Raw genomic sequence first — 13,725 nt, 5'->3', positions numbered from 1 at the left:
GATCCGGCCACTCAATTGACGTTGCGCACGAAGCGGTTGGCGAGTTTCAACAGCCAGGTCACGAACACGACGATGATGACCAGATAGGCCATCGCCAGCATGGTGCCGTAGCCGACATTGGAGCGGTCGCGGTATTCGCGATAGATGAAGCTGGAGACGGAATCGGTGGCGCCGCCGGGGCCGCCCGAAGTCACCGTGATGATGATGTCGGCCAGCTTCAGCTTGAAGATGATGCGCAGGATCACCGCCGTCACCGAAACCGGCAACATCAGCGGGAAGGTGACCTGCCAGAAGGTCTGCCAGGTAGTCGCGCCGTCGACGCGCGCGGCCTCCAGCACCTCGCGCGACATCGCCTGCAGGCCGGCGAGCAGCATGATCATCATGAACGGGATGAAGGTCCATGCATCCAGTATCATGATCGATATGCGGGCGATGATGGGATCGGAGAAGAAGGCGGGATTGTCCCAGCCGAGATGGCGCGCCAGTGTTGCCGCGGGTCCGAAGCGATACTCCATCAGCGATTTGCCGATCATCCAGGACACAGCGACCGGCGACAGCATCAGCGGCATCAGGAAGACGACGCGAAAGAATTTGCGCGCCCGGATCTGCGCGTTGAGCAGCAGCGCCAGCCCGAAGGCTATGACATATTCGACCAGCACGGCGAGCACGTAGAGCACCATGTTGAACAGCGCGTTGCGATAGTAGGGATCGCCCAGCATCTGCCAGAAATTGTCGAGCCCGTTGAACCTGCGGCCGCTGAAGGAGGAGAGGTTCCAGTCTGTGAGCGCGATGTAGAAGCCGAACAGTGTCGGGAAGATCACCATGGCGATGGTGAACAGCAGCGCCGGCAGCAGGAACAGCGCGCGCTGGCCGTCCTCGCCGCGCGTCAGCACCTGGCCGATGCCGAGCGCCACGCCCCACAGCACATAGGCGTAGACCACGGGACGCCATGTGTCGAAGCCGATCGTATCGACCTCGCTCTTGTAGAGGATCTGGACAAGGATCGTTGCCAGCAGGCCGAGCGTTGCAGCGGTCATCACCGCCCAGCCCAAGCGTTTGCGGCCTGGCGGTATCAGGTCGGATGGGACGGCGTTTGCCGGCCAATCATTGGTGGGCAAAATCTGGTCAGCCAAGCGTCTCATCCAGTTGCAGTAGGCACTTCGCGACCGGCGGTGCCGGTCAAGACAGGGTCCGGCGGCTTTCGTCGCCGGACCCCGGGTTCACGCTGCGATCAGGCCAGGCCGAGCGAGGCCTTGTAGAGCTTGACCTGCTTTTCGCGACCGATCTGGTCGGTGAGCTTTTCCCAAGCGGCGGCGATGGCATCGGCGCCTTCCTGTGCCTTCATCTTGCCGGCGAAAGTGTTGGCGAGAATGTCCTCGGCGGCGCTGTAATACTGGAAGATGCCGGGGATGCGCGGCTCGATCGCCGCGTTCGGATGGTTGTAGCTGTCGCCTTCCGACTTCAGATACGAGGTGATGAAGGCCTCGTCGTAGCCGGCCGCCACCCATTCCGGAATGTCGAAATGCGAATTGCGGTAGGGCTGGAAGCCGGACGGATACATCGCCGTCCAGATCGACAGGTCCTTGCCGCCGAGATGGGCGGCGGCGGACCATGCCGCCTTTTTCTTCTTCTCGTCCTTGTCGACGCGGGCCATGACATAGACGCCCCAGCCCAGATAGGCGCAGTTCGGCGAATAGTTCGGCCCGCTGGCGAGCTTCTCCCATTTGCCGGTCTTGGAATTGTACACATCGTCCGAGCCCGGCAGGATCGAGAAGCCGGTGACGTCGCCGATGACCGACGAATCGTTGGTCTTGACGTTGGAGCCGATGTCGCCCCACCAGGGGATCATCGAACCGGTGCCGGCCAGGAACTGCTGGAAGCCTGTGGTGTTCGGGTCGGCGTTGATCTGGTCCGCCGGTTCCGACGGCAGCGCGTCGATCACGTCCTGGATGGCGCGCACCCAGGCCGGATTGTTGATGCGCGGCTTCATCGTGTCGGCGTCGAACAGCCATGCCTTGTCGTCGGGATGCTTGGCGTAGGCGGTGGCGCGGCTGCCGAGGAAGTAGAAGCCGAAACCGCCCCATGGCTTGGGCGCGTCCAGATAGCCGTAAACGTCCTGGCCCTTGAATTTCTTGCCCTTGAGGAACTTGGTGACGGCCTGCACCTGCTGCCAGGTCTTCGGTACGCCCCATTCGCCTTCACCGCCGCCATCCTTCCACTGCTTGGCGAGGTCGGCATCGGCGAACACGTCGGTGCGGTAGTTGAAATTGTGCGTGTCGCCGTCGATGGTGACGCGATACTGCTTGCCGTCCCAGGTGCCGACCGGCGGCTTCAGATAGTTGACCAGATCGTCGAAATCGATCTGCTTCTTGACCCAGTCGGGCATCTCCGAGGTCAGGCCCTTGCCGCAGACATCGCCTTCGAAGGGCGCGCCCATTTCGATGATGTCGAAGTCGACGGTGCCGGTGGCGATCGATTGCTGCAGCCGGGCGTTGTAGTCGGCCTGCGCCAGGTCGATCCAGCTGATCTTGGCGCCGGTATAGGCCTCCCACGGCTTCAGGAAGCCGCGGAACAGCACATTGTGCAGGTTCTGGTTGTTGAGGCCCATGAAGGTCAGCTCGACGCCGGCGAATTCGCCTTCCTTGACATTGGCCTTGGTCGCCTCGAGGCAGAGTTCGCCGACCTTCTGGAAATCGGCATCCGTCGGCTGACCTTTGCCAACGCCGGGAATCTGCAGGATCTTCGACCGCAGTTCGCTTGCGGCGGACGCCGGACGCGTCAAGGCGCCGAGCCCTGCGCCGGATGCCGCCGCGATCGCGGCCATGCTGGCCGCACCCTTCAATATATCGCGCCTGGTGGCGCCGGCACGAACCAGTTTCTCGTAAAGACCTGTTCTCATCGCAATTCCTCCCAAAACATCGGTGTGATGGATGTGGCCAACCTGTCGGACGTTGGAGCGCCAACGATTCTCCCGGCTCGGAAACGAATTAGGCAGGACCCCACCCTGCGTCGATTTTAGGTTCCGATTGCGGATCAGGTAACGACATTTAGACCAGCGCCTGCCACTATTCTCGCAACCAAACGCCGTGTCAACGAGAACGGTTTTGTCTACAAGAGACCGACTTGCCCTGACAGGGCGTGTTGGTTAGCTTCTGCGCCTACGGCCAGTTGGAGCCGATGGGGGAGAGATGGCTCAAGTCGCGATCAGCAAGGTGGCCAAGGCGTTTGGAACCGTCAAGGTTCTGCACGAAGTCAGCGTCGACATCGCTGACGGACAGTTCGTGGTGCTGGTCGGCCCCTCGGGTTGCGGCAAGTCCACGCTGCTCAGGATGGTGGCCGGGCTGGAGACCGTTTCCGGCGGCACGATCGCCATCGGCGACCGCGTCGTCAACCATCTGCCGCCGGCAAAGCGCGACATCGCCATGGTGTTCCAGAACTACGCGCTCTACCCGCACAAGACGGTCGAGCAGAACATGGCCTTTGCCCTCAAGCTGCGGAAAACCGATCCGGCCGTGGTCGCCGAGCGGGTCAAGCGCGCTGCCGACATCCTCGACCTCAACCCCTATCTGAAGCGCTATCCCCGGCAGCTCTCCGGCGGCCAGCGCCAGCGCGTCGCGATGGGCCGCGCCATCGTACGCAATCCGCAGGTGTTCCTGTTCGATGAGCCGCTCTCGAACCTCGACGCCAAGCTGCGCGTGCAGATGCGCACCGAGATCAAGGAATTGCACCAGCGGCTGAAGACCACCACGATCTACGTCACCCACGACCAGATCGAGGCCATGACCATGGCCGACAAGATCGTCGTCATGCGCGACGGACGCATCGAGCAGGTCGGCGCGCCGCTGGAGCTGTTCGACCGGCCGGCCAATCTCTTCGTCGCCGGCTTCATCGGCTCGCCGTCGATGAACCTGCTCAAGGGTGTTGTGCGCAAGGGCGGCAAGCCCGGCGTCGACATATCAGGCACATTGTTTCCGATTGCCGACAATGCCGCGCAGGACGGGCAGGCCGTCGTCTATGGCGTGCGCCCGGAGCATCTGGAAATTCATCCCGATGGCGTGCCGGCGAAGATTTCGGTGGTCGAACCGACCGGCTCGGAAACGCTTGTGTTCCTGCGCTTTGGCGACCGCGAGATGGTGGCGCTGTTTCGCGAGCGCCACGACTTCAAGCCCGGCGACACGCTGACCCTGAAGCCCAGGCTCGACCAGATTCATCTTTTCGATGCCGAGACCGGCAAGCGTCTCTGATCTCAAACGGACTTCACGAGGACCATCATGCTCAAAGGCATCAATCCGCTGCTCAATGCCGACGTGCTCCAGGCATTGCGGGCGATGGGCCATGGCGATGACCTGATCATCGCCGACACCAACTTCCCCTCCGATTCGGTGGCGCGCCAGACGGCACTCGGCCGGCTGCTGCGCATCGATGCGTCGGCCGCGGAAGTGGTGAAGGCAGTGCTGTCGCTTTATCCGCTGGATACGTTCGTCGACGACGCGGCCGCGCGCATGGAAATCGTCGGCAAGCCGGACGAGATTCCGTCCGTGCAGAAGGAAGTGCAAAAGGAAATCGACGCCGCCGAGGGCAAGTCCTGGCCGATGCTGCCGGTCGAGCGCTACGCCTTCTACGAGCGTGCCAAGCAGGCCTATTGCGTCATCCAGACCGGCGAACGCCGTTTTTACGGTTGCTTCGCCTTCCGCAAGGGCGTCATACCGCCGGATGCGGAGTAGTGATATGGCAGCCGTAAAGCCTGTCGTCATATTGGGCGTCTTCGTCGCCGATACCGCCTATCGCGCCGATCGCCAGCCGCGCATGGGCGAGACTATCCTCGGCAATTCGTTCAAGCTGGGCCCGGGCGGCAAGGGATCGAATCAGGCGGTGGCCGCAGGCAAGCTCGGCGCCGACACCACTTTCCTGACCCGCCTTGGCGTGGATGCCTTTGCCGACATGGCCAAGCGGACCTGGCAGGATGGCGGCGTGAAAAGCGCCGTCATCGACACGCCGGACAGCTATACGGGCGCTGCCTACATCTTCGTCGAGGAGGGCAGCGGCAACAACGCCATCATCGTCAGCCCGGGTGCGGCCATGCTGATCTCGCCGGCCGATATCGAGGCCAATGCCGCCTTGATTCGTGGTGCCGGCGTCTTCGTAACCCAGCTCGAACAGCCGATCGATGCCGCGATGCGGGCGCTGGAGATCGCGCGCGGGGCAGGGGTGACGACCATCTTGAACCCTGCTCCCGCGGCAAAGCTTCCCGACCGAATCTACGCGCTCTGCGACTATCTCACGCCGAACGAGACCGAGACGGAGGAATTGACCGGACTGAAGGTTTCTTCGGTCGATGAGGCGCGGGCCGCTGCCGGCAAGCTGCTCGAAAAGGGCGTCGGCACGGTCATCGTCACGCTCGGCGACAAGGGCGCGCTTCTGCACTCGAAGGGACGCTCCGAGCATGTCCCCGCCATCAGCGCCGGGCCGGTGGTCGAAACCACCGGCGCGGGCGACGCCTTCAACGGCGGCTTCGCCGCGGCGCTGTCGCGAGGCGTGGACCCGCTGCAGGCGGTGCGCTTCGCCTGCGCTGTCGCCGGCATCTCGGTGACGCGACCCGGCACCGCGCCGTCGATGCCGACGCTGCAAGAGGTCGAGGCACTGCTGGCGAAGGGGTGAGGCACGCGGGCCAGCCGGACCATCAGGCTGTTCCAATCCCCGGGCAATCCCATGAAAAGTGCGTAGCGCTTTCCCCTGGGAATTGCGCCAAAACAAAGAGTCAGGGCAGTTCGCCGCGTCCGTGAAACGACAAACTGCCCTGGATGTCCATCCAGCGATAGCCCGATCAGCTATTGCCTGACGTAGCAGCGCTTTTCGCGACCGGGAGCGGGATCGCCGAACGTATCATTGTCGCATTGGACGCCGTTGCGGAACACGTCCTGCGTGAATTGGCCGCGTGCCCCGTACCTGACCACCTTGCGGCCATAGAAATCGCAGTAATCGCCTTCATCGGCACAGGCTGCCCATCTCTCGCGGCGGGGTTCGTCGTAATTGTCATCCGACTGGTCTCGGCCGCGCATCACGATGAAACACGACTTTGGGATGCCCGGCGCCGGGTCGCCAAAAACGCGATTTGAACACGGCACCGCGTCTCGCTCGAAATAGCGCGAGGTCGTGCGGCCCCGGGCGCCGTAGACCACTTCGGCGGGGTACGGCAGACGGCAGAGCCCGCCCTCGCGCGCGCATTGCTGCAACCGGTCGGCCGACGCGGTCGCCGGGAAAAGGGCGGTAGCGACCGTCGCCGCGCCGCCCAGGTACATGAGCGTGAATAATGTGCGCATAGGAATGTTTGGTGCGATTGACACGATAAGTCCTCCATGCCGTTCAGGCAGCCTACTAGTGCAACTCCGCTACCTGCGAAATGAATCCAGCGCTTTGTGGGCAAATCCGCAAGTGGGATTCACAACGTCAAACGCGGCTCAAGCCCGAGTCGTTCCAGGAGCTGCTTTTCAGCCTATTGGAGTGGCGTCGCGTTTGCCAGATTGCCGCGCGGGCGTGGCTGAATTTTTGAAGCCGGCTGCGAAACAGTCTGCCGCCAACGATTCGCGCGGCGGCGACGAATGATCATCGACAGCGGCAGGGCGCAAAAGCCCGCGTCTTGGCACTTCATTTCTGAAAGTGGATTCTGACAATTCATGTCGGCATTTCCCTGTGCCAAGGATTGCGATCCTTGAGGGAAATGGCGCGAGTGACGGGGCTCGAACCCGCGACCTCCGGCGTGACAGGCCGGCACTCTAACCAACTGAGCTACACCCGCGCATTGACGAGCACGTGTCAGCCGTGTTCGTCGTTGGGGCGCTGGATAAGGGGTTCGCCACCGGGTGTCAAGCGCACCAAACCATCATAACAACAAACTGGAGAAGGTTTTTTGACAGCCGGCGTTTTGTTCGCAAATCGGGCCTGCGGACAGGGCGTCACCTGTTCATTTGGCCTTGCGAAGCCGGTCCCGACCGCTTAAAGGTCCGCGCCGGAGCGGGCGATTAGCTCAGTTGGTAGAGCGCTTCGTTTACACCGAAGATGTCGGCGGTTCGAGCCCGTCATCGCCCACCATCCCGCGTCGTCTTGAAAATGCGATTTGGCCCTTCCAGGTGCGTTTTCAATTCCCATGCATGCGGTCTTCCGCCCGTCCTCCCGACCCTGCCGTCTTCCCGTAAACAGGCTTTTCGCAGGTTGCGATTTCGCCGATGGGAACGTTAGCAGGGGCTTCGAAGTTTCTTGACCGCTAAGGCGACCTTGCGCGGAGGTGGCAAATGAAGACGACAGTTGGACCGGATACCGTCGACGTGGCCAAGGCGGTCGATACGATGCTCACGGAGCATGACCCCCGTGCCTTTCTATCGATGGCCGAATTTGTCGAAGTGCTTCGTCAGAGAACGAGAACCGACCGTTCTGACGCGGATCTGAAAGCCCTCGTCACGAAGAAGGCGGCTTTGCTTGATATCGTTATGGAGTGAAGGCCAAGCTCGGCTGCGCAGCTTGGGCAGGATGCTGTTTGCGTATCGGCGCGCCTGATCAGCCATTTCAGTGGCCTTGTTTTGTGCGGCGTGCCACCAGGGGCAAGGCTGCCCGCGAGATCGACTGAACAAGGCCGGGGCGCTACATTTTGTTCCGCCGCTTTTCGATAGCATAGGATGTCCAGCGGCAGCACATGCCCGCGATCGATGTGGCGGCGCCGCCAAACAGGCATGCCGCAAGCAGCGGGTCTTGCGAGGCACTTTTCCAGCTGACCACCGCCAGCAAAATGACGCTTACCATCGAGACCACATAGCCGATACCTTTCAGCGTATGCGGCGAAACCTTAGCCATCGCACTCTCCCCTTCAACGCCTATGTTGAACATCTGTATCGGCGCCAGGTTCCGTTCGTCGGTTGGCCACGCGGGAACCTTTTGCCTGTTCGCGCGTGCTACTGCGATCTGGGCACTGGATGCACAAGCCATGACAAACTTCCTGAAACTCCCTGCGAAGTCGCGGAAGCTGTTTCGCGTTGTCGTCGAAACGCCGCGCGGAGCAGCCGCCAAGCTCGCCTACGACCCCAAGACGGGCGTCTTTCAATATTCAAGGCCGCTGCCGATCGGCAACACATACCCTTATGATTGGGGGTTCGTACCTTCCACCGTCGGGGAGGATGGTGATCCGCTCGACGGGATGGTGATCCACCAGGCCGCGACAGCACCCGGCGTGGTCATCAAATGCGATCTGCTCGGTGCATTGCGGGTGAAGCAGAAAGACCCTGATGGGGCGGTCATCCGCAACGATCGTTATATTTTCTGCCCGCGTAAGGAGGATGCGCCGGACAAGCCCGTCGCTGCCGACCATTTGCCGCAGGATTTGCGCCGGGAGATCGAGCAGTTCTTTTTGTCCTCCGTGCTGGGCACGGGCAAGACGATCAAGCTGAAAGGCTGGCAGGACGCCGACGAGGCTGCCAGGTCGCTCGGCAAGGGTGCGAGGGCTTTTCGGCGCAATAACAGGTGATGGCTGGCCCCGTCTTCCGCGATCACACCATAGGCTGAAATGGTCACGCGGTACACAATACTATCAGCGGTCGATTCCCCCCGGGATGTAGCCACTCCAAAAGCCCGTCGCGGGTCGCCCCCGTGGCGGGTTTTTCATGGATCCGAGGAGGCGGGCCACAACGGGCGAGCGTGCTGACGCCTCCTCTGAGTTGATCTCTCCGCGTCGCCCGAAAGACCTGAGTTCTCAAGGCGGCACCATCCGGAAATCCTTGCCCTCGGGCAGCAATTGCCCGCCATCGACGACAATGGTCGTGCCGGTGATGTAGCTGGCGTCGTCCGAGGCAAGGAACAGGAAGGCATTGGCGACATCGCGCGGACTGCCGAGCCGGCCGAGCGGGATCGAATCCTCCATGTTCTTGATATAGGCGGCGCCGCGATGCTGCTGGATGGCTTCGGTCAGGATGTTGCCGGGTTCGACACCGTTGACGGTAATGCCGTAGCCGGAGAATTCCAGCGCCGCTGCCCGGATGAAGCCGTTGATGCCTGCCTTTGTCGCCGAATAATGGCCGTGTCCGGGGCTGGTGACATGCGGCCCGGTGATGGAGGAGGTGTAGAGCATGCGTCCGGAGCGCTGCGCCTTCATCGGCACCAGGGCTGCGCGGGTGGCATTGAAGGTGCCGCGCAGATTGACGGCCATCACCCGATCCCAGTCGTCGGTGCTGGTGTTCTCGATCAATTGCCAGGGATAGATCCCGGCATTCTGCACGATGATGTCGAGGCGGCCGTATTGCTTCAGCGCCAATGCCACCGCGGCCTCGGCGTCGCGCATTTGCGAAATGTCGGTGCCGATGAAGGGGACGCCGAGTTCATCCGCGGTCGCTTGCCCGGACTCAGCCTCGCTGTCGGCCACCACCAGCCTTGCGCCTTCTTCGGCAAAGCGCAGTGCGATGCCCTTGCCGATGCCGCGCGCGGTGCCGATGATCAGCGCCACCTTGTCTTTCAATCGTCCAGTCATGCGAGCGGTCCTGTCATGCCAGTCTCTGGCGAATGGTTTGCTTGAATGCGTCGAGCAGCACGGCCGCCAGCACCAGCAGTCCGTGGATGACCTGGGTGAAATTGGCCGGTAGCCCCATGAGATTGATCGCCGTGTTGATGGCCGAGAGCAGAAGCACGCCGGCGTAGACGCCGGGCAGGGTGCCGACACCGCCCTTCAGGCTGACACCGCCGATGACGACCGCGGCAAAGGCGTTGAACAGAAGGCCGACGCCGAGATTTGCGGTGGCGCCCGAGGTGCGGATGGCCAGCAGCCAGCCGGCAAGGCCGGCAATGGCGCCGGCAAGCACGAAGGCGATGATGAGGTTGCGGTTCACCCGGATACCGGCCCGGAACGTTGCTGTCTCGTTGCCGCCGATCATCACCAGGTGCCTGCCAAACGGTGTCTTGGCCATGATCAGCGAGAAGACGACGAAGCAGGCGATGGCGATCCAGGCGGTGAGCGGCAGGCCGATCAGCCGCTGGATGCCGAACCAGCGGATCGCCGGTGCAAGATCCTGCGCCGAGCGGCCGCCCGAAATCACCAGCACCAGGCCGCGCACCCAGATGTAGGACGCCAGTGTGATGATGAAGGCGCTCATCTTGACCCTGACGACCAGAAACCCGTTGAAGGCGCCGATCAGGCCGCCCACCGTCAGCGCCAGCAGCAGCGATACCGGGACCATCAGCCATTCGGGATGCAGTTGAACGCCAAGGCCGATGCCCGACGAGCAGAACAGGATGCCGACCGCCATGGCGCTGAGTGCGGCGACGGATTCGACCGACAGATCCATGTGGCCGGCGATGATGACCAGCGCCAGGCCGATCGACATGACCCCGAGTACGCTCGATGCCTCGATGATGTTGGCGAAGATGCCGAGCTGGAAATAGTTCGGGATGAAGATGGAAAAGACCACCAGCACGAAGACCAGCATGAACCAGACGAGGTTGTCGAGGGCGAACTCCAGGGCTTGGCGGGTGCGGAGGGTCATGGACTGATCCGGCTGGCGCATGACCCCGAAAATTCGATTTCGGTGACGATCTTGCGCGGATTGGAATTGCGGCGGAGTGGCTCCGGGCCTGAGTGGCCCGGAGCGGCTTGCGCGACGGTCTATTCGACCGATTTGACGGTGTCCGTCGGCGGCTTCTGGTTGCCCCAGAAGGCCGGATTGTCGACGTTTTCCTTGGTGATGGCCGCACCCGGGATCTTGATGTTCGGACCCCAAGCTTCCTTGGTCACGACCGACTTCAGGCCAAGCACGTCATAGTCGCCGGGCTTGATCTCCTGCTTCTTGACGACCTTGTCCATGAACATGGCGACGGCCGCGGCCTGTGCGTAGAGCGGCTGTTCGACTTCGACATTGAGCCAGCCCTTTCGGATCAGGTCGAGGCCGACCGGAGCGCCGTTCGAGCTCATCAGCATGACGTCGCCCGGCTTCTTGCCGGCGGCCTCGAGCGAGGCGACGGCGGCGACCGAGAGATGCGCGGCATGGCTGAAGATCAGGTCGATGTCGGGGTTTGCCAGCATCTGGTCGGCGACGATGGTGCCGGCATTGCTGGCCTCCCACTGCATGGCCGGCAGCGAGATGATCTTGACGTCCGGGAACGCCTTCATCTTCTCCTCGAAACCCTTCTGGATGTCGAGCGTATAGGGATCGCCGGGATCGCCGAGCACCTGCAGCACCTTGCCCTTCACGGAGCCGTTCTTGGCTTTCAGCAGTTTTTCGGCCTGGTCCGCGGCGATATGGCCGATCTCGACCGTACCCGCCACCGAGGTGAAGTCGGAAGGCGTCGAGGTGATCTGGCGGTCGAACTCGACCACCGGGATGCCGGCGGCGCGCGCGGCCTCTATCGACGGCTTCAACGCATTGAAATCGACCGCCGCCAGGATGATCGCCGCCGGCTTCAGCGCGATGACGTCGTTCATCTGCGACTGCTGCGCGTCGGTCTTGTTGTCGGCGTTCAGCGTCTTTATGTCGTAGCCGACCTGCTTCAGGAACAGCTCCAGCGCGGTGACCGAGCCGGTCTGGAATTCATCGAGCAATGTCGGCACCAGATAGTAGACGGTCCCCTTGGACTGGGCGAATGCCGGCGTGAGCGTGGCAACGGCCAGTGCCAGGATACCGAAGACAGCAAGAAGTATTCGCTTCATGTCGTTCGCTCCTGTTGAGCCGGACCCCTCTTTGTGTCCCTCAGCTCGCCGGTCCGGCACCGGCAAGCGTCTCCCCGGTGATCATGTTGATCACCGCATCGGGACTTGTTTTGTTTCTGGCGACATCGCCCGCCACGACGCCTTGCCGGATCACCACGATCCGGTCGGCGACCTGAAAAGCTTGCTGCATGATGTGGGTGATGATGACGACGCCGATGCCCTGGCTCGCCACCTGGCGGATCATGTCGAGACCTCGCCGCGTCTGCTCGACGCCCAGCGCCGCGAAAGGCTCGTCGAGCAGCACCAGCTTGCCGCCCCAGTGGACAAAACGGTTGAGTTCGATGGCTTGCCGCTGGCCGCCCGAGAGATGCTCGACATTGGTGCGCAGCGACGGAATGCGGGTGCCGGCACTGGCCAGCGCCTTGGAGACGACTGCCTCCATGGCGCGCTCGTCGAGCACAGGAATGCCGAGCACCTTCCTGGTGATCTCGCGGCCCATGAAGAAATTCGCCACCACGTCGACATTGGTGCAGAGCGACAGGTCTTGGTAGACGGTTTCGATGCCCGCCGCCTTGGCCTCGGCCGGCGACCTCGCGAGAAACTCCTTGCCTTCGAACAGCATGCGGCCCGAGGTCGGCTCCAGTCCGCCTGATATGATCTTGACCAGCGTGGATTTGCCGGCGCCGTTGTCACCCAGCAACGCCACGACCTCGCCCTTGCCGATGGAGAAGCTGATCCCCTTCAGCGCTTCGATCGCGCCATAGTTCTTGGTGACGTTGTCGAGCACCAGCAGCGGTTCGCTCATCAGGCAACCTCCTTGGCCGTCAGAGGATCGCGGCCGCGCTCGCGCTCGGCGGCGAACATCTGGCCGAAGCGCGGCGACAGCACTCCCGAGACCGCAAGCGCGGCGGCGCCGCGCAACACCGAATGTTGCCCGCCGCGTGCGACCATCAGCCGGGGCGCGATGCGGTCCTTGCGCGCCGAGACGGAGTTGTGCAGGCCGCCGGTCGACCCGGCCAGCCGTTCGAGCAGGTCGGTGGACGCCAGCCCGCCGAGGATGACCGTTTCGGGGTCGAAGAGGTTCTCGATGACGGCGACGGCATTGTGAAAGATCGGCGCGACTTCCGCGACCCAGTCGGTCTCCGTGCCGTTCCAGCGCCGAAGCGCCTCGAGCGAGAGGTATCTTTCGAGGCAACCCCGGTTGCCGCAGGGACATGCCTCGCCGCCCGGAACGACAGGGATGTGTCCGACCTCGCCGGCATTGCCCCAGGCGCCGCGCTGCACGGAACCGTCATGAACCATCACGCCGCCGAGGCCAACACCGAAATAGAGATAGTAATAGTCGGAGAATTGAGCGCCGAGGCCGTAGAGCCGCTCGCCCATGGCCGCCGCAACCATATCGGTTTCGAAGAAGGCCGGCAGTCCGGTCGAGGCTGCCAGCCGCTCGCGCAGCGCTACATCCTTCCAGCCGGTCATGGTCGTCGGGCCTACGAAGCTCATGGATTCGACGCCGAACGGTCCGGGCAGGGCCAGGCCGACCCCAAGCACCCGTCCGCCGGCCCGTAATCCGGTCAATTCAATCACCATCGCACCGATCAGCTCGAAGGCATGGTCGGGCGTCGCGCTCGGGGCCTTGCGGTAAATGCTCTCGATCACGTCGCCGCTCAGATTGATCAAAGCGGCATCGATACCGAGTGGGGTGATATGGATGCCGACGGCATAGCCGCCCTCGGGATTGATGCGCAGCGTCGCCGGCGGCAGGCCGCGCCCCCTGGGCTCCTCGCGCAGGGAGAGGATGTAGCCCTGTTCTTCCAGTTCGCGAACGATGGTCGATACGGTCTGGACGGTCAGCCCGACGCGGCTGGCGATTTCGCCGCGGGCGATCGGCCCATGCAGGCGGATGGATTCGAGCACGATGCGCCGGTTGTATGGCCGCCCGAACTCTTGATTGGTCCCCCGCAATGCCATGCCTTGCGCTCCCGATTGACGCAAGGTTCGCACCAAAGATTTATTCAGTCAAATGGAATTCAAAAATAATTCGAGAGCAA

The 13,725-nt window shown here is 62.7% G+C and carries 14 protein-coding genes and 2 tRNA genes; 6 read left to right on the top strand and 10 right to left on the bottom strand.

What is annotated here, in order from left to right:
- Window positions 1-11: 11 nt before the first annotated feature.
- Both FJV80_RS08610 and FJV80_RS08605 read right to left on the bottom strand, forming a co-directional pair.
- Complete coding sequence (locus FJV80_RS08610) at window positions 12-1,142, bottom strand: sugar ABC transporter permease (protein WP_142876119.1); 1,131 nt, start codon at window positions 1,140-1,142, stop codon at window positions 12-14.
- An 89-nt stretch (window positions 1,143-1,231) separates the two neighbouring features.
- The gene (locus FJV80_RS08605) at window positions 1,232-2,899 is read right to left on the bottom strand and encodes a sugar ABC transporter substrate-binding protein (RefSeq protein WP_095770392.1); all 1,668 of its coding nucleotides are present in this window, start codon (window positions 2,897-2,899) and stop codon (window positions 1,232-1,234) included.
- A gap of 289 nt (window positions 2,900-3,188) precedes the next feature.
- On the opposite strand from FJV80_RS08605, the gene ugpC reads away from it, so the two are divergent.
- Genes ugpC through rbsK form a run of 3 tightly spaced genes read left to right on the top strand, consistent with a single transcriptional unit; the run spans window position 3,189 to window position 5,658 of the window.
- Entirely contained in the window at window positions 3,189-4,244 is a 1,056-nt protein-coding gene (gene ugpC / locus FJV80_RS08600; RefSeq protein WP_095770391.1) for a sn-glycerol-3-phosphate ABC transporter ATP-binding protein UgpC, read from the top strand.
- A 27-nt stretch (window positions 4,245-4,271) separates the two neighbouring features.
- Entirely contained in the window at window positions 4,272-4,724 is a 453-nt protein-coding gene (locus tag FJV80_RS08595) for an RbsD/FucU family protein (RefSeq protein ID WP_010915661.1), read from the top strand.
- A gap of 4 nt (window positions 4,725-4,728) precedes the next feature.
- Window positions 4,729-5,658, top strand: coding sequence for a ribokinase (gene rbsK / locus FJV80_RS08590; protein WP_095791574.1), 930 nt, complete (start codon window positions 4,729-4,731; stop codon window positions 5,656-5,658).
- A 170-nt stretch (window positions 5,659-5,828) separates the two neighbouring features.
- Here the strand turns inward: rbsK and FJV80_RS08585 are convergent, their stop codons facing one another.
- Together FJV80_RS08585 and FJV80_RS08580 are read right to left on the bottom strand one after the other, a co-directional pair.
- Window positions 5,829-6,320, bottom strand: coding sequence for a hypothetical protein (locus FJV80_RS08585; protein ID WP_245317952.1), 492 nt, complete (start codon window positions 6,318-6,320; stop codon window positions 5,829-5,831).
- 399 nt (window positions 6,321-6,719) lie between these two features.
- Window positions 6,720-6,796: transfer RNA gene (locus FJV80_RS08580), tRNA-Asp, on the bottom strand.
- 217 nt (window positions 6,797-7,013) lie between these two features.
- On the opposite strand from FJV80_RS08580, the gene FJV80_RS08575 reads away from it, so the two are divergent.
- Window positions 7,014-7,089 (top strand) — tRNA-Val (locus FJV80_RS08575).
- Window positions 7,090-7,289: 200 nt separating this feature from the next.
- Complete coding sequence (locus tag FJV80_RS08570; protein WP_142876118.1) at window positions 7,290-7,493, top strand: hypothetical protein; 204 nt, start codon at window positions 7,290-7,292, stop codon at window positions 7,491-7,493.
- A gap of 142 nt (window positions 7,494-7,635) precedes the next feature.
- On the opposite strand, the gene FJV80_RS08565 is transcribed toward FJV80_RS08570, so the two are convergent.
- Entirely contained in the window at window positions 7,636-7,977 is a 342-nt protein-coding gene (locus tag FJV80_RS08565; protein WP_142876117.1) for a hypothetical protein, read from the bottom strand.
- On the opposite strand from FJV80_RS08565, the gene FJV80_RS08560 reads away from it, so the two are divergent.
- On the top strand, window positions 7,976-8,512 hold the full coding sequence (locus FJV80_RS08560) for an inorganic diphosphatase (RefSeq protein ID WP_095770891.1): 537 nt from the start codon (window positions 7,976-7,978) through the stop codon (window positions 8,510-8,512). The two genes, FJV80_RS08565 and FJV80_RS08560, sit on opposite strands and share 2 nt — an antisense overlap.
- Window positions 8,513-8,737: 225 nt before the next feature.
- Here FJV80_RS08560 and FJV80_RS08555 read toward each other — a convergent pair whose 3' ends face one another.
- The 5 genes from FJV80_RS08555 to FJV80_RS08535 all read right to left on the bottom strand — a co-directional run bounded on the left by FJV80_RS08555 (window position 8,738) and on the right by FJV80_RS08535 (window position 13,645).
- Entirely contained in the window at window positions 8,738-9,508 is a 771-nt protein-coding gene (locus FJV80_RS08555) for an SDR family oxidoreductase (protein ID WP_142876116.1), read from the bottom strand.
- Between the two features lie 13 nt (window positions 9,509-9,521).
- On the bottom strand, window positions 9,522-10,517 hold the full coding sequence (locus FJV80_RS08550) for an ABC transporter permease (RefSeq protein WP_095770890.1): 996 nt from the start codon (window positions 10,515-10,517) through the stop codon (window positions 9,522-9,524).
- 119 nt (window positions 10,518-10,636) lie between these two features.
- Entirely contained in the window at window positions 10,637-11,677 is a 1,041-nt protein-coding gene (locus FJV80_RS08545; RefSeq protein ID WP_095770384.1) for a sugar ABC transporter substrate-binding protein, read from the bottom strand.
- 40 nt (window positions 11,678-11,717) lie between these two features.
- A complete protein-coding gene (locus tag FJV80_RS08540; protein WP_095770383.1) occupies window positions 11,718-12,482 on the bottom strand; it encodes an ATP-binding cassette domain-containing protein in 765 nt (254 codons plus the stop codon).
- On the bottom strand, window positions 12,482-13,645 hold the full coding sequence (locus FJV80_RS08535; RefSeq protein WP_095791571.1) for an ROK family transcriptional regulator: 1,164 nt from the start codon (window positions 13,643-13,645) through the stop codon (window positions 12,482-12,484). The genes FJV80_RS08540 and FJV80_RS08535 overlap by 1 nt, the downstream gene beginning before the upstream one ends.
- Between the last annotated feature and the right edge of the window lie 80 nt (window positions 13,646-13,725).

Origin of the sequence: Mesorhizobium sp. WSM4310 (assembly GCF_007003935.1) — a bacterium.
Classification (GTDB): domain Bacteria; phylum Pseudomonadota; class Alphaproteobacteria; order Rhizobiales; family Rhizobiaceae; genus Mesorhizobium.
The sequence above is the reverse complement of the archived record's forward strand: the minus strand, read 5'-3'. Positions and strand labels throughout refer to the sequence as shown.